Source organism: Frankia sp. Cppng1_Ct_nod (assembly GCF_920656135.1).
Taxonomy (GTDB): domain Bacteria; phylum Actinomycetota; class Actinomycetes; order Frankiales; family Frankiaceae; genus Protofrankia; species Protofrankia meridionalis.
The window spans coordinates 1-16,279 of sequence record NZ_CAKKTK010000022.1 but is presented as its reverse complement, the minus strand read 5'-3'; the positions used below and the strand labels follow the sequence as shown (position 1 = coordinate 16,279).

Here is a 16,279-nt window from a genome sequence, read left to right as displayed (position 1 = left end):
ATCGCGGTCACGCCAGGCGCGTCATCCGTCGCCCAGGCTGCCGGCGCGGTCAGCCCGACCGCCACCGAGCCGATCATGTAGGCCACAGCCAGCCGTTTCTTGCTCAGACGCATGTTTATCCCCTCAACGTTCGGCAGGCGGGGGCAGCGTCTTATATCCAGCTGCCCGGCCAGATGGAGGAGCAAACGGTAGCGAGTCTCGACGCGTACACCCTTGAAACTACAGTGGTCCCCCTGTTGGCTTCGCTGGCATTATGGGTATGCGACCCGGGCGCGGGGAGAAATGGTGAAGCGGTGTCGTTCGACCGGCCGTCCGCTTCGTCTGATTCATGCGTCCCTGTGCCGGAAAAGTTCGGCCGGGCCACTGCCCGGACGTCGACCACCCAACCGCCAGGGCTTGCTCCGGAAGTGGGTCGGCGGATGATCGGCGGGATACCGTGAATGACTCGGGGAGGCTGACGATGGTGTGCTTGTCGACTTGGCGCAGCTGACCGAAGCGGATCTGTACCCCGTTACCCCCGGTGGGCAGGTGTGCGGGTATATCCAAAGGATGCGCCGTAGACTTCGGTGCCGGTAGAGCTGTCGTTCGGTGCCCTACTATCGGGGCTGGTTATTCGATCACAATCGATCACCGGGGGATTTTCCCGTGAAAGAAGTCGCGATCGTCGGGCTTGCCGCTCGTTTTCCCGGCGCGGCCGATACAGGTGCTTTCTGGCGTTTGCTGCAGGATGCAAGATCACAGTTTCGCGAGGTACCGGCGAGTCGGTGGCGGCACCGGAGCTTCTACGACCCGGTTAACCCGCGGGATCCGCATCGGACCTATACCGACCAGGTTGCCTTCATCGACGACGTCGAGCGGTTCGCCGCGTCCCATTACCGGATTCCGCCGCAGCGCGCCCGGGCGATGGATCCCCAGCATCGGCTGCTGGTCGATCTCACTCGGGAGGCGCTGCAGGACGCGGGTTTCGAACGCCGTCCATTCGACCGGACGCGTACAGGCGTCTACGTCGGCATCAGCCAGTCCGGCTACCATGACCTGACAGGCACCCGGATCCGGGGAACGTTGCTCGCCGATGGTTCGCTGCATGGTGGCGAACCCGATCCGGAGCTGCTCGCGGCGGTCGAACGGGCCGCGGACTTGAGTATCGCGCCTCTCCAGGCATACAGCCTCGCGGGTTGTCTGCTGAACATGGCCGCCGGCACGGTCAGCAGCGTGTTCGATCTCGGTGGTCCGGCGTTCGCCGTGGACGCCGCGTGCTCGTCCACGCTCGTTGCGCTGCACGAGGCGGTCCTCGGGCTGCGCAGTGGGGTGTGCCGGGTCGCCCTGGTGGGCGGGGTCTTCCTCACCCTGGGTCCGGACGCGCTGGTCGGCTTTTCCCGGGTGGGGGCGTTGTCGCGAAGCGGGGTGTGCCGGCCGTTCGACGAACGCGCCGACGGGTTCGTCCTCGGGGAAGGCGGCGGGGTCGCGGTACTGCGTCCCATGGCCGACGCGTTGGCCGACGGCGACCGCGTCTACGCCGTGATCCGGGGGATCGGTGTCACCAACGATGGTCGCGCGGCCGGCCCGATGACGCCTAGCGCCAGCGGCCAGCTCGCCGCTCTACGGGCCGCGTACGCCGATGCCGAGGTGTCGCCGGGTTCGGTAACCATGATCGAGGCACACGGAACGGCAACGACCGTCGGCGACCAGATCGAGATCACCGCACTGCGTGACCTGCGCGCGGACGACCCCGACGCCGAGCCGTGCGCCCTCACCTCGGCCAAGGCGCTGATCGGTCACACCCTCGCGGCAGCCGGGGCCGCGGGTCTGCTGAAGACCGCGCTTGCGCTGCACCACGGCGTGATCCCGCCGCAGCCCGCCGTCCAGCCCAGGACAGGGCTGGCGATGCCCGAATCGGGACTGCGCATCCCGACGCAGCCGCAGGCGTGGCCGGACTCGAAACATCCCCGGCGGGGCGCGGTGAGCTCGTTCGGGTTCGGCGGCACCAACGTGCACGTCGTCCTGGAACGGGTGGCCGAGCGTGGGGAGCCGGACATGACGCCGGAGCGGCCATGGCTCGTGATGCTGTCCGCCGGTTCAGCGGAGCTGCTCACCCGACATACCGAGGCGATCCGGGACACCGTGGACGCCGACCCGGGGCTCACCCCGGCATCGGTCGCCTACACCCTGGCCACCCGCGAGCCGCTGACCGCCCGCCTCTGCGTGGTCGCGGCGTCCCGTGCACAGCTGATTGAGCGGCTCACCGACGCTGCGACACGACTGCGCACCGGTCGCTTCGGCGCGCTGCCCGGCGGTGGTTACGTGGTGGCTACCCCACTGGCCGAGGCGGACCGCCGGGTCGCGTGGCTGTTTCCCGGGCAGGGAGTCCAGCGTCCTGGCATGCTCGCCGACCTGCGTGAGCGGTTCACCGGTTTCGCCAGGCAGGTTGACACGCTGGACGGCGTCGCGCGCCCGGTGCTCGGACGTTCGCTGGTCGAACTGGTGTGGGGTGCCCACCCGGACACGGCGGCGGCCCAGGCGGCCCTGACCGCGACGCAGATCTGCCAGCCCGTGCTCGGCGCCCTGGGGATCGGCGTCGCCCGGCTGCTGGCACAGTGCGGGGTGCGACCGGATGTCTGCATCGGTCACAGTGCGGGAGAGGTCGCGGCAGCGATGGCCGCAGGCGCCCTCGACCCGGCCGACGCACTCCGTTTCCTGGCGGCGCGGGGAGCGGCCGTGGCCGATGCTCACCCCCCGTGGACGGGTGGGATGCTGGCGGTCCACGCGGGTGAGTCGACGTTTCACCGACTCGCCGGCGACATCGACGGGGTGTGGCTTGGCTGCGTCAACCATCCGTCGCAGGTGGTAGCCAGTGGACGTCTGGACGCGCTGGAACGGCTTCGTGAGCGGTGCGAGCGTGAAGGTGTCACAGCCCGGCCACTGACGGTCTCGCACCCCTTTCATTCTCCGCTGGTGGCGGGCGCCGACATCTCGATGGCGGGCCCGCTGGCCGCCCTTCCCCTGCGCGCGTTCGAAGCGGTCGTGGCCTCCTCGGTGAGCGGCGGTCGGTGCGACGATCCGCGGGAACTGCGCGCGTTGTGGGCGGAGCACTGTTCGGCTCCGGTGCGTTTTTCCGACGCGATCCGGACCGCCGCCGCGGCGGGCGCCAGGATCTTCGTCCAGGTGTTCGGTGGCACATCGTTGCTGACCATGGCCCGCGGGTCACTGTCCGAATCGATCCGGGGCAGTTTTGTCGCCTTGGCCGCGCCCGAACCCGACGAAGGCCACACTCTGCTCGCCGGCCTCGGTCGACTCGCCTGCCTGGGAGTTCACGTCGACATCCTGCCGTTGTTCGGTCCCGGCGAGCGGACGCTCACGACACTGCCTCCCTCCCCCCTGGTGACCAGCTCCTACTCGGTGCGGCTCGCTACCGGCCGCACCGCTGCCCAGCCCGGCGGCCCAGCGGTGCGGCCCGACCACCGCCGTGGCGTCCCGACCCGTCGACTCCCGGAGCTCCGCATGGACAGCCCCCGTCCGGACAGCCATCCCATGGACGACATCGTCAGACTTCTCGACAAACAGCTCAACCTGCTGCACGCTCTGGCCGCGCCGGCCACGGGAAGCGACCCGAACGACGACGGGATCGGCATCACCGGCATGTCGACGTCTCGTCGGCCGGATCCGACGTCCGTCCGGCTGGGCACGCCCATGGTCGTGCCCGCGCCTCCGACGCAGCGGCAGCCGGTGGAACCCGACCGGGTCGTCCGCCGGCCGGCCGTGGTCACGGCGGATGCGGGGAGTCCACCGGCGCGGCTGGTCGGGCTTCGGGCCGCGACAATCGAAGTGATTTCCAGGCTGAGCGCCTTGCCCGCGGGCTGTCTCCACGACGACCACGCTTTTGTCGGGGACCTCGGCTTCGATTCGATCATGATGACCGACCTGGTGAACAATCTGCGACGCAGATGGCCCGAACTGGTCGTGCACACCGACGACATCGCCCGTGTCACTACGGTCGGCGATCTGGTGGGGGTACTTGCCGGGAAGTCCGGGCTGGCGGAGGTGGCCGGGCCCACGGATCCACCGCCCGGCCTGTCCGAACCGTCGCAGTCCGGTACCGACCACTCGGTGGACGCCGCCGCGTCCGTGCCATCCGAGCACGTTCATCCCGAGCAGGCACGTCCCGCCGTCGAGAGCACGCAGGTCGCCTCCTTCCCCGAGGTGGTGGCGTTGCGCGAGCGGCTTGAACTGAGTGGACGGCTCGGCCTGCGCAGCCCGTACTACCTGCTGCACGAGGGAAACATCCGTGACCGCACCGTTGTCGACGGCAGGGAGCTGGTGAGCTTCTCCACCTACAACTACCTGGGCCTGTCCGGACACCCTGAGGTCAACTCGGCGGTTACGGCCGCGGTGCGGCGATACGGCTCGTCGGTCTCGGCCGCCCGCATCCTGTCCGGTGACCGGCCGCCGCACCGCGACCTGGAGGCGGAGCTCGCCGCCCTCGTCGGCGTCGAGGACTGCATCGTCCTGGTCAGCGGGCACGCGACCAACGTCACCGCGATCGGTCACCTGGTCGGGCCCGGCGACCTGATCGTCCATGACGCGCTGGCTCACGACAGCATCCTGCAAGGCGCCCGGCTGTCCGGGGCGACGCGGCGGCCGTTCCCCCACAACGACCCCACGGCCCTGGATGCCCTGCTCACGCAGGTGCGTGACCGCTTCCGCCGGGTCCTGATCGTCGTCGAGGGTGTCTACAGCATGGACGGGGACATCGCGGACCTGCCCGCGCTGATCCAGGTGCGGCGTCGTCATGGCGCTCTGCTGATGGTCGACGAGGCGCACAGCATTGGTGTGATCGGTGCGACCGGTGGCGGGGTGGGCGAGTACTTCGGCGTCGACCGGGGTGATGTCGACCTGTGGATGGGCACCCTGTCGAAGTCGCTGGCCAGCTGCGGTGGATATCTCGCCGGCAGCGGCGCGCTGGTGGACTATCTGCGTTACACGCTGCCGGGGTTCATCTACAGCGCCGGCCTGACCCCGCCGAACACGGCCGCCGCCCTGACCGCGCTGCGGGTGATGCGGGCGGAGCCCGATCGCCTCACGCGACTGCGGCAACGCTCGGCGGAGTTCCTGCGGCTCGCCCGTGAGGCGGGAGTCAACACCGGGACCAGCGCCGGCACTCCGGTCATCCCATGCATCGTGGGCGACTCGCTGCGGTGCGTGCATCTGGCCAACACGCTGTTCGAGCGCGGAATCAGCGTCAATCCGATTCTCTACCCGGCGGTGGAGGAACGCCTGTCGCGGCTGCGCTTCTTCATCACCGGCGAGCACACGTCCGAACAGATCGAACGAACCGTTCAGCTGCTCGCGGACGAGCTGGACACGCTCGTTCCCCAGCAACTGGTGGAGGTCCAGTGAGAACCCGCGACAGCCCCCTTCACGGCCTTCCGCTACGGGACAGTCCTCGTTCTGCCGGACCCCGGCACCGGGCTCCTACCGGGCGGCGGCGCCGTCTCGCGGCGGGCGGCCCGCCAGCCGGTCGCCCAGCGGTACACAGCCGGCTGCTACGCGTGATCGTAGCTCGTCCGCGTGCCATTCTGCTGATCACCCTGGTTTTGGCGGTGCTGGCCGGAGTCGCGAGTACCGGGGCGGTCAGCCGGATGAAAACCGGTGGGTTCGACGATCCCGGGTCGGACTCGGTCCGCGGCAGCCGGGTTCTCGCCAACCGGTTCGGGGCTGCCGCGCCGAACCTGTTCATCCTGATCGGCGGGTCTGCCGGTGGGGCCGGCGTCGACACGCCGGCCGTCCGGGCAGTCGGGCAGGATGTCACCGCACGGCTACGCGGCGAACCCGGTGTTCGGGTCGTGGCCTCCTACTGGGAGACCCCAGTCGCGCAGCTACGCGGCCGGGCCGGCGACGTCGGTCTGGTCGTCGCCCACGTCGACGGCGACGAGGACACCGGCGCCAAGCACACCCGGGCGCTACATGATGTTCTCGCCCGAGCGGGCAGCAGCGCGGCGGTGACGGTCCGGTTCGGCGGGATCACTCAGATCAACAACGACATCAACGCACAGGTCACCAAAGATCTTGCCAGGGCCGAGTCGATCGCCGTGCCCGCGACCCTGGTTCTGCTACTGGTGGTGTTCGCGACGGCGGTCGCGGCGGGGGTACCGCTGCTTGTCGGCGTGCTTGCGATCATCGGCACGCTCAGCATGCTGGGAGCGCTGGCCGCCGTCATGGACGTGTCGGTGTTCGCGGTCAACCTCACGACCGCGCTCGGCCTCGGACTCGCCGTTGACTACTGCCTGCTGTTCGTCTCCCGCTACCGGGAGGAACACCGCATCCGCCATGACACGGTCACCGCTCTCGACATGACCATGCGCAGCGCCGGCCGGACCATTCTGTTCAGCGCCGCCACCGTTGCCGCAGCCCTGTGCTGCCTGCTGGTGTTCCCGCAGTACTTCCTGCGTTCGTTCGCCTTCGCCGGGGTGGCGGTCGTGGCGGTGACTCTCGCTGGGGCGCTCGTGGTGCTGCCGGCACTGCTGGTCCTGCTCGGCGGAGGGATCGAGCGGTGGCCGGTGCCGCGACGGCGCCACGATCCGCGCCCCGGGGAGCTCGGCCCGGTGGGTCGGGTCGCCGCGCTGGCATGGCGGCGTCCGCTGCTCACGGCCCTGCCCACCCTCGCGGTCCTGGTGCTGCTCGGTCTGCCGTTTCTGCACGTCAGGTTCGGGGTGCCGGACGACCGGGTGCTGCCGACGTCCACGGAGAGCCGCGAAAGCGCCGACCGGATCCGCACGGACTTCGGGGTGGTGGACAGCGGCGCGCTCGCCGTCGTCGCCGAATCATGGGGAACCGGCCCGGATGCCCGGAGCCGGGCGGCATCCTACGCGAGCCGGCTGTCCACGGTCGCGGGTGTCGAACGGGTGGACAGCGGCGCGGGCTCCTTCACGGCGGGCAGGCAGACGGCTGACGCCGGCCCGGACACTGCGCGATTCATCGCGGGTGACGCAACATGGCTGTCAGTTCTCAGCCGGGTCGAGCCTTATTCCCCCGAGGGCGCCCGGCTCGCCCGCGCCATACGGGCCGTGGACGTACCGGGCGGCCGGACCGTGCTCGTGACCGGGCAGGCGGCCCAGCTGGTGGACATCACGAACTCCATCGGTCATCGGTTGCCGGTGGCCATCGTCCTGATCGCCGTGGCCACGTTCGTGGTGCTGTTCGGATTGACCGGCAGCGTGGTGCTGCCGCTCAAGGCCCTGGTGTTCAACCTGCTGAGCCTGAGCGCGGTCTTCGGCGCCATGGTGTGGATCTTCCAGGACGGACATCTGTCCGGGATGCTCGGCTTCACCCCGACACCGTTGCCGGTCGCCATCCCGGTGCTGCTGTTCTGCGTGACCTACGGCCTGTCCATGGACTACGCGGTCTTCGTCCTGGCCCGCGTCCGGGAACGGCACGAGGCGGGAGCGGCTCTCCAGGACGCGGTCATCGACGGGCTGTCCCGCAGCGGCCGGATCATCAGCGCGGCCGCGCTGATCCTGTCGGTGTCGTTCTTCGCGACCCTGGTCTCAGGAGTGTCGTTCATCAAACTGTTCGGGCTGGGGACAGGTCTGGCGATCCTGTTGGACGCCCTGGTCGTCCGGCCCGTGCTGGTGCCGGCGTTCATGCGGCTGGCGGGTCCGTGGAACTGGTGGGCGCCCCGGCAGCTGCGCGCTGTCCACAGCCGGTTCGGATTCCGCGAACAGTGACAACGAACACCGGCCCGCTACGCACACTGGAACCGCTGTTCCACCGGGCGCCGAACGCTCACAACACCCAGCCATGGCACCTGCGGTACGCCTCCGGCGTAGTGGAGGTGGGCTGGCAGGAACGGTACGAGCTGGGTCCCAGCGATCCCGTCCACCGTGACCTGCGTCTGTCTCTCGGCGCGTTCGTCGAGTCCTGCCTGGTCGTCTGCGGTGACATGGGGGTGGCGGTTCGGTTCGTCGCCGATTACAACCCGGGCAGCCGCCGGATCGGCAGGCTCATGGACACCTCGGAGCCGAATCGCACCCGGTTCACCGCAGCCGATGTCGCCGCCCGCCGGGCCTGGCGTGGCCGGTGGACCCCCGAACCGATACCGGACGACCTCCTGGATGAGCTCACCGCGATCACCGCGGTCCGCGGCGGTCGGCTGGTGGCACTGGACTGCGCTCCACTACGCCCGTTGCTGACCGAGGCGAGCCGCTGGTTCGTCGCGGACCCGGGCATTCTCGCCGAGTTGCGGAAGTGGTCGCGCCTGAACCCGAGACATCCCGACTACCACCGGGACGGCCTGAGCGACGTCGCGCTGGCGTTGAAGTGGTATGAGACGGTGGGGATGCGGGCGGCGTTGCGCCGGAAACGGTCCCGGCCACACCATTTCGGCCTTCGTGCGGCGCTTGCCAACGGGCAGGCAAAGGCGTTCGACGGCGACGGATCGGTGCTGGTGCTACTCGGTCCGGTTGATACCGACGAGGCCGGTGAGGTCAGGTTCGGCCGCCTCGTCCAACGGCTGTGGCTGCTGCTGGCCCGCCACGGGTTCGCCGCGCATCCACAGAGCCATCTCATCGACTGCCCGGCCACGGCCGGAGCGGTCGCGGAACTCACCGCCGCCGTGGACGAACGACCGCTGTGGATCGCCCGGGTCGGCCGGCCCGACCCACACCGTGCGAACCGGGTCCCCCTCTCGGCCCGACGGCTCGATCCCCACGGCGAGCACGGCAACGGCAACGGCAACGGCAACAGTCAGCGGAAAGCGAAGAAGAACGATCTGGCTACGACGATCGGTAATGACAGCAGGACCGGGAAACGACAGGACCGTACGGGCGGACAGCGGGGCCGTCACCGTGACCGGCGTTCCCACCGTGAACGCCGCCGTGCCACATGATTACTCCGGATGCTGTTCCCGGGGTCATTTGCCGGGTATGTGAATGACTGTCAAAGGGTTGTGTCCACTCGAGGTTTGAGTAGCTGCCGAGAACGCCTGGAATGTCGTCGTAGTTTGCTTTCTCTGTGGTCCACCGGTCACGGCGCCGATCGAATAAATCGTCCGCGGTAATTTCTGTTCCGGTAACTCTTCAGAATCCGGTCCGATGGCTGATGCGCCGGTGATAGCAGCCGTTTACGCGCTCACATCGGCCTGCTAGTCTTCTGTTGTAACGTCAACCCAACTGATTGCGGGGTCGATATGATCGACTTTTTTCTCAACCTTCTCAGTGCCGGCTTCGATTCTGTTCTAATCTCTACTGTCGCCACCGTTCTCGGCGTTTTTGGCATCTGAATAAACTGCTTCCCGTGAGCTGAAAAATCTTGTCGGGAAACATTCTGGAGCAAGCCGAGAAGATCCGCCTGGATGTGTTCTTCCTCGCGGTACCGGTGCCGATATCGCGATTCTGGTCATGGCGACCGACGATCGGTGCTCTCGGTAACGTTTCGGGATTCGGGGTGGGGCTCGTGGCAATGTGCCCCACCCCGGTATCCAGGTCTCGTGCGGTTCCCTGATCGGCTTATATCAGCCGACTGGTGCCAGCCTCAGCTGGTCGATGCGTCCTCGGGCAGACCGGTGCCGCGAGGCCGGCGGCGGGCGACTCGCAGGAAGAGCAGGCCAGCACCGATCATGGCGGCGACGGCGGCTCCGATCGCTCCGGTCTCCGCGTGTGAGAGCGGTAGCCCGGTCGTCTGTCCCCCTGTTCCGGATCCGCCGCTTCCTCCAGTGTTTCCAGCGCCGGCGTCGCTGATGGCGTCGGCCCTGGAGGCGTCCGCCCACGCCATGCCAACGACCTTGCGCTGGGTGTCGGCGGGCTGGTTCCCGGTGCCGGTCACGGCCCTGCCCGCGGCCGGCCCGCCGGTCACCACCTGCGCCGACGTAAAGGGATCCTTCGGCGTTCCGGTGCCGGTCAGATACTGGTCACCCGGCCTGGAGAGAACCAGCCGGATCGTGAAGCTTCCCGAGCCGTCCGCGGTCGCGGTTCGGGCGTCCGCGCCATTGACGTCGATGGCGATCGGGGTGCCTGGCATAAAACCACAACCGCTGAAAACCACTGAAGCACCGACCCGGACGCGTTGCGGGTCGACTGCGCCGAAACTGATCGGACCGCTGCATCGGGGCAACGGCAACTCCGACTGTTGCGCGGCGGTAGCAGGGAACCCCGATGTTGTGCCGAGGGCCAGCCCGCCGCCCACCAGCAGCACGACCGCGAATGCGCGAATTGTCATAGTGCTCCCACTACGCAACGCCAGGCAGTTTGTCTCCGTATCCGGGCGACTCTCTGGTGTATGAGGTGGCCCGGATGCCGGCTGAAACGCTGATTCAGGTCACAAGAACGATCGCGACACTCAGCCGGCATGACCCGTTCGAACCGGTGCCGATGGTTGCGATCCAGAGCAGCCCGGGTCCCGGCGGGGCCGTTATTTTGACAGAAATGTCGCCGTTGACATCTGCCGTCACAGGTGTGCGGCTCTGGAAGTTGACGTAGATCTGGACACTCGAGCCAGGTGCGTAGCCGCAGCCGCTGAACGTGACGGACCCGCCGCCCGCCACCGGATTCGGGGCCGCCGTACCAATATCGAAGAAACCAACGCATTGGGGAGGCGGCGGCGGATAGACCTGGGCCATGGCCGGGGAAGCCGATGTCACACCCAGGGCAAGCATGCCTCCAGCCAGCAACACAGCTACCCATCGACGGAATCTCATGGATGTACTCCCACCCTTGTGCCTGCTAGTAAGCTATCCGAGGCTGACCACGCTCAGGATATAGATCACTACTCTACGTGTCTACCGTGCGGGAGTGTCAGTCGGGATTTTTCTGTGACCATGGGGTGACCAGGCGTACGCCGGATACAGTCACCGGCTCGGGCGCGACCAGTGGCTGCGGCCGGAGAAGCAGGATCGGTTTCGCCACCGGTTCCCAGACCCGCAGCACCAGGGTCCGGGTCTGGCCCCGGTCCACCGGCAGGGACGTGGAAAACAGCGGATGACCACGCTCGGTACCCCTGCGCAGGACCACGGGGAGGCCGTCCAAGGTGGCTGACTGCAGCCCGCTGCCCTCGCCGGTGTAAACCGACAGCAACAGCAGGTTCTGCGCGTCCGGATTGCCTCGTGGCGGTGCGCTCTGCCCGGGACCAGGATGGTCACTTCGATTGCGGACGTACTCACTCAGGCCGTTGGGCGCCGCGTTCCCGATCCGCACGGTGATCGTCACATCGGCGGAGCCGTCGGGACGCCGCACACTGCGGTAGTCGGTGCTGCGTCGCAGCCAGTAGTCGAGTTTGCTCGCCGCGGCGTTCTGCGTCACCACCGCGAGGTACGGACCGTCAACGTCCGCAAGCGCGCCACCGAGTACGGTCGGCTCGATCAGTAGCTGTTCATCCGGATGGTTACTCGACACCAACAGACGCCCTTCCGAGGCGGCTCGGCTTAGCGCCGCCAGCAGCTTCGGTGTGCTGCCCCCGCCTGATGCCACGGCGTCGTAGACCGACCGTCCAACCGTGGCGAAGAAGTCATCCCGTTGCTGAACATACGAAATCTCCGCATATACCCTTGATTCAACCAGTTCGACCAGTTTATCCGCGGTAACGACACGCCCGTCCGGCAGAACCGCCGGCCGGGTCGCCGCAAGCAGGTAGGCCAACGTCGTCGGATCAACAGTGATCGTCCCGTCGACATGCACGCCTGTACCCGCCTGGTAAAGCGCCGTGTAGAAACGACCGACGGTCGGGTAGTGGGGCGTGAGGTTTGCGTTGGCCCAGACCCGCGTAGGCTCCGCGGGCCCGTACAGACTCTCGAGCTCGGACGGGAGCCGCATCGCCGGGACCGGCTGGGTCGAGCCCCCGGGCAGGTGGCCGTTGCCGGAGATGCGGTCGAGTTCGAACCTGCCATCGGTAACCGTCAGCAAACCGAACCCGCCGATGATGCCCCCGGTGGCCCGCGACTCGGCCGGGTTCTGGACGACCAGCAGGTAGCGGCGGGTCCCATCGATACCCATCATCGGCGGTACCAGACGGGTGGTCAGGCTCAGCGTCCCGGCGGCTCGTTCGAGCTGTCCGGCGGATTTCACCGCATCGAGTCGAGCGGTGCTGAGACCGAAGGTCCGTCCGATCAGACCGCAGTCCGGGATCGTTTCCAACCGCTGATGGAACCGCGTTATTGCGTTCTGCGCGGCTTCGACGGCCGGACGCGCGGCCGCGATCCGGTCGACCCCGATGGTGGTGCCGTTGCGCAGGGAGCTCAGGTCAAGAACGGATCCCATGTCACCCAGCGAGGTACGCCCGTCCGCGATCACGCGGTCAACCGCGACCGCCATCGACCGGACGGACCGGACGGGACATCCGACGGCTGGAACGTGGCCGACAACGGCCCACAGGGGATCGCCGGTCAGCTTCCGTGCCGCGGCGGTGTTCTGCCTGATCGCGTCGATCCGGGTCCGAAGTTGAACGTCGGACGATCCGTCACCGGCCAGCACCACCCGTCCCAGCGCTGCGATCTCGGCTCGGGCCGTCTGCAGATGGGACCGTGCAAGAAGACCCCGTACCGCGATCCAAATGATCACTATGGCGAGCAGTAGCACGAACAGAGCGCCACCGATCATCATGCGCCGAGTCCGGGTGGACAGACGGCGGAACCTACCCGGCGACACCGACCCGCTCTCATTCATGGGACCGCGCCGGGGTGGCTGCGCGCCGCGGCAGCCCTCGCGAAGCAACAACTTTCCGTATCTGCACAGCTGCATAACGTATCCGAGGTAGAGGGTGATCGAGTAGACGCCGAGGGAGGAGCGGGATGCCGGGCAGGCGGCACTGTTGCGTTGGCGAGGCCCGCCGTCTCGGCGGCCGATCATTCATGATCGAGTGATGCGTCGGCGTCGTGCTCGTCCACCGGTGGGTGTGCCGGTTCACCCCGCTGTCGATCGAGGCGGCCCGGCGGTGCCGGCACACGTCGGGTGATCGTTGGTTCGTCGACGAGACGTATGTGAAGGTCGCCGGTCGGTGGAGCTACCTGTACCGGGCGGTCGACCGGTACGGCCAGGCCATCGATGTTCTCGCCGGTGAGCATCGGGATCTGACGGCGGACACGGGTTCGTTCGAAACATCCGCCGCGGTCACTACGAACTCGGGATGGACACCGAACCCGGCCTGCGGCTGACGGCTGCCTTCACCGAGCCCACCCTGACGATCTGATCATCGGTCCGACACGGGTGGGTCCACTGTGTCTTGCCTCCGCTCAATACAACAGAGCCCAGCAGCCTCGGTACGCCGGGCCGGCCAGCTAGGCCTTGCCGATGGCAGCCCGACCGTCGTCACGAAGCCTCGCTGGGCAGGTACGATCACGGGGCAGGGCCGCTAGCTCAATGGTTAGAGCAAGAGACTTTTAATCTCTGGGTTCAGGGTTCGAGTCCCTGGCGGCCCACCCAAAATGCTTGCAGCACAGGCGCTTCTTGTCGCGCATCCGGGCGTCCGAGGCGCCGAACCCCACGTTTACCCCACGGTTTCGACGCTTGTCGTCATCGGTCGATGTTGCTCGATGGTGCCCGTCAGTGGACCCGGACGGGGTCGCGGGTACCGATTTTGTGATCTCCGCTGCCTTTCGGGAGACCGGGGGTTCCACCTCCCGACGCAGACCGAGACATGGACCAGGTGGCGCTCTGCCTGCGCCCGGATTGTCCCGTCCCGGATGCTTGTGACGGCTTGCGGGCCTAGGGTGGTGGTGACGGAGAGCCTCGACCCTGGACGGGACCGTGAGTCTGATCGCGTTGGTGCGTCCGGCCACCTGTTCGCGCCCCCTGGCCCGGGAGCGGTCCGGCGCGGTCCTCCCGGTCGCCCCTGGCGTCCCTTCTGTGCCCGTCTCGCCTGGTAGGGCGTTGTGGCCTGGAAGGAGTCCGACGCCCGCATGGCGGCGTTCGACGCGCTCGCGCGGCTCGGTGTCGAGGCTCCACCGGATCTGGACCTGCTCCGGTTTGGAGAGAACGCGCTCTACGCGTACCGGGAACGGGGCCTCGTGCTCCGGGTGGCGCGCCCGCAGACCCGGGCCGAACACGTCGCGCGGACGGTGGACTTCGTGGTGCGGATCGCCGTCCGAGGGATGGAGGTGGCCGAACCCGCCGCCGTCCCCGGCCTGCGCCAGCCGGTCGTCACGTCGACGGGTGTCGTGACCCTGTGGGTCTATTACGAGACCGACCCGGACTGTCGGGTGACACCGCGGGAACTCGGCGGGCTGCTCCGCCATTTTCACGATCTCGCCGCACCGGAGAAGGATCTTGTCGAGGTGTGGGAACCCTTCGCGCTCATCCGCGCCCGGCTGGACGGCGCGCGGTCGTCGGTCGTGCGTGGGTCAGGCCGGCGGATTGCCGCCTCGGGTGCGCGTCGGCAGAGATGAGCGCAGCTCGTCCGCGAGCGTCCGCACGTCCCGGTACCAGCCGCGCAGTTCGGCGGCGGTCGGGGAGAGCTCGTACGGGTGGTGGTGCACTGTGCGGGAGAGGGCCGCCCAGAGGTATTCCGCGCGGCCGGGAACGGTCGGTTCGAGGGCTCGCGTACTGTGCAGGCTGAGCAGCCGCGCGCGCATCGACACCAGCACGACCTCCGGGTGTTCCCGGGCCCATAGTTCGTTCACCGCGGCTTCGAGCGCGAGCCGCAGCAACCAGGCGCAGGCTCGTGGCCAGAACCCCGCGGCACCGGCTGGTGCGCCACGGAGGAGGCCGTCGGCGGCGTCCAGGTAGCGATCCGCCGCCTTCAGGTAGTGATCAGCGGTGTTCACCCGGCGACCGGTGGCGCTCATCGAAGCTCGCCGAGCTTGCCGACGAGGTCGGTCGACTGCCGCATCAGGTCGCTGAGGTCACCGGCCCAGGGCTCGTGGCCGCGTTCCTTGATGGTCCGGTAGAAGCCCCCAGCCGACGCGCCCCACTTGTTGGTGATGTAGGACGCGACCTTCTTCTCCTGGGCGGTGTCGTTGAAGATCGCGAGCGCGGCCTTCGACCCCGTCCGGCGGGCGGCGGTGATCGCGGCCTCGACGTCGTGATGGCGGTCGCCGGCGGCGAGCCGTCGGCAGCGGTGGATGTCGAGGAACACGGCGTCCACGGCCGACCGGCAGAAGGCGGGGACCAGCGCCGCCTTGATGTCATCCGGCAGGCCGTCGGTCAGCGTTAGCGCCTCGGCCTCGTTCAGCCACCGTGATGCCGGGTCGAGAGACGGCCTGATGTCGACGACCGACTGCTCCGCGCGGATGACGTCCAGGTGGTAGGTGGGAAAAGCACTCGGGCTGAACCGGCGCACCGCGTCGGCGAGCCGGTCGTCATGGGTGAAGACGACGACCTGACGGGTTTCGGCGGTGCATAGCAGCACCCGCGCGAGCCCGTCGACCTTCGCCGGGTCCATCGCCTGCACCGGGTCGTCGATGACGACGAACCGGAACGGGCTTTCGGGAACGGTGGCGCGCGGCAGGAACAGCGCGAGCCCGAGGGCGTGCAGTTCGCCCTGGCTCATCACGCCGAACGCGGTGCCGCCCGCGCCGTCGACGGTGACGTCGAGCACGAGCCGGCGTCGGGTCGCCGTGCCGCGCAGCCGCACCGGGCCGAGATCGACGTTGCTTTCCTGGCGGAGTTCGCCCCAGATGGCCTGCTGCTGCGCGGCGAACGGGGCGAGCCGCTCGTCCCGCAGGCGTTCGAGCAGCCGCTTCAGGAAGTCGCCGGCCTCCTTGAGGGCGGCCAGGTGCGGCTGGCGAGAACGGGCGCGGCGGGCGGTGTCGAGCCAGTCCTGGGCCTGCCGCGCCAGCGGTGACCAGGCGGTCTCGAGGCCGTCCAGGCGGGAGCGGGCATTGGACCTCAGCGCGTCCACGGCGGTGACCAGTGCCGTGTGCCGGACGACAAGCTCGTCGGCGAGCACGGCGGGATCGACGACGGCGCGGAGCCCGTCCCAGGCATCCCAAGCGGCCTGGGCTCCGGCGGCGCCCTCCGCGACCGAATCGACGACCTCGGCGGCGGTCAGGCCACTCGCGGGATCGGTGCCGAGGATGTCCGGGCGTCGTTCCACCAGCGCGTGGGCTGCGGCGAGAGCGCCGCGCAGCTGGAGGTCGGCGTTGTCGGCCTCCTTCGCGAGGATGCCGAACCTGTCGGCCTCGACGGCGGCGGCCGCACGCCAGGTCTCGTCAAGCGTGCCGACCCCGCACAGGGGACAAGTGCTGTCTCCGTGCTCCTGGTGGTGGCTGAGCCCGGCGCGCAGCAGCCCGGCGACCCGGCGGGCGTCGGCGGCGGGCGTTCCGGCCGTGGCGTCCGCCCGCGCGCCGGCGGACCGCAGC

Annotated in this window: 9 protein-coding genes, 1 tRNA gene and 1 pseudogene; 6 read left to right on the top strand and 5 right to left on the bottom strand. The window is 68.5% G+C overall.

Annotated features, from left to right (window positions below):
- The first annotated feature begins 645 nt into the window (after positions 1 to 645).
- From NBW77_RS08905 to NBW77_RS08895, 3 genes are all read left to right on the top strand, one after another.
- Positions 646 to 5,394 (top strand): type I polyketide synthase, encoded by a 4,749-nt coding sequence (locus tag NBW77_RS08905; protein WP_250279551.1) that lies wholly within the window; start codon positions 646 to 648, stop codon positions 5,392 to 5,394.
- 152 nt (positions 5,395 to 5,546) lie between these two features.
- Positions 5,547 to 7,721: an MMPL family transporter gene (locus NBW77_RS08900; protein ID WP_250279550.1), complete on the top strand. Its 2,175-nt coding sequence runs from the start codon at positions 5,547 to 5,549 to the stop codon at positions 7,719 to 7,721.
- Complete coding sequence (locus NBW77_RS08895) at positions 7,718 to 8,881, top strand: nitroreductase family protein (RefSeq protein WP_165486236.1); 1,164 nt, start codon at positions 7,718 to 7,720, stop codon at positions 8,879 to 8,881. The genes NBW77_RS08900 and NBW77_RS08895 overlap by 4 nt, the downstream gene beginning before the upstream one ends.
- Before the next feature lie 644 nt (positions 8,882 to 9,525).
- On the opposite strand, the gene NBW77_RS08890 is transcribed toward NBW77_RS08895, so the two are convergent.
- The 3 genes from NBW77_RS08890 to NBW77_RS08880 form a co-directional block, all read right to left on the bottom strand.
- Positions 9,526 to 10,209, bottom strand: a complete 684-nt coding sequence (locus NBW77_RS08890; RefSeq protein WP_131747734.1) for a hypothetical protein — start codon at positions 10,207 to 10,209, stop codon at positions 9,526 to 9,528.
- Positions 10,210 to 10,303: 94 nt separating this feature from the next.
- Positions 10,304 to 10,645 carry a hypothetical protein gene (locus tag NBW77_RS08885; protein WP_131747735.1) on the bottom strand — a complete coding sequence of 114 codons (342 nt, stop codon included), beginning with the start codon at positions 10,643 to 10,645 and terminating at the stop codon, positions 10,304 to 10,306.
- 139 nt (positions 10,646 to 10,784) lie between these two features.
- Positions 10,785 to 12,584, bottom strand: a complete 1,800-nt coding sequence (locus NBW77_RS08880; protein WP_242605993.1) for a DUF4012 domain-containing protein — start codon at positions 12,582 to 12,584, stop codon at positions 10,785 to 10,787.
- A gap of 272 nt (positions 12,585 to 12,856) precedes the next feature.
- Here NBW77_RS08880 and NBW77_RS22765 point away from each other — a divergent pair.
- The 3 genes and pseudogenes from NBW77_RS22765 to NBW77_RS08865 all read left to right on the top strand — a co-directional run.
- Positions 12,857 to 13,170 (top strand): annotated as a pseudogene (locus NBW77_RS22765) (DDE-type integrase/transposase/recombinase); the annotation flags it as partial.
- A 156-nt stretch (positions 13,171 to 13,326) separates the two neighbouring features.
- A tRNA-Lys gene (locus NBW77_RS08870) sits at positions 13,327 to 13,399 on the top strand.
- 453 nt (positions 13,400 to 13,852) lie between these two features.
- On the top strand, positions 13,853 to 14,365 hold the full coding sequence (locus NBW77_RS08865) for a hypothetical protein (protein ID WP_131747736.1): 513 nt from the start codon (positions 13,853 to 13,855) through the stop codon (positions 14,363 to 14,365).
- Here the strand turns inward: NBW77_RS08865 and NBW77_RS08860 are convergent.
- Together NBW77_RS08860 and NBW77_RS08855 are read right to left on the bottom strand one after the other, a co-directional pair.
- On the bottom strand, positions 14,321 to 14,764 hold the full coding sequence (locus NBW77_RS08860; RefSeq protein WP_131747737.1) for a hypothetical protein: 444 nt from the start codon (positions 14,762 to 14,764) through the stop codon (positions 14,321 to 14,323). The two genes, NBW77_RS08865 and NBW77_RS08860, sit on opposite strands and share 45 nt — an antisense overlap.
- A partial coding sequence (locus NBW77_RS08855) for an AAA family ATPase (protein ID WP_250279549.1) occupies positions 14,761 to 16,279 on the bottom strand: 1,519 nt, incomplete at its 5' end. The genes NBW77_RS08860 and NBW77_RS08855, both read right to left, overlap by 4 nt.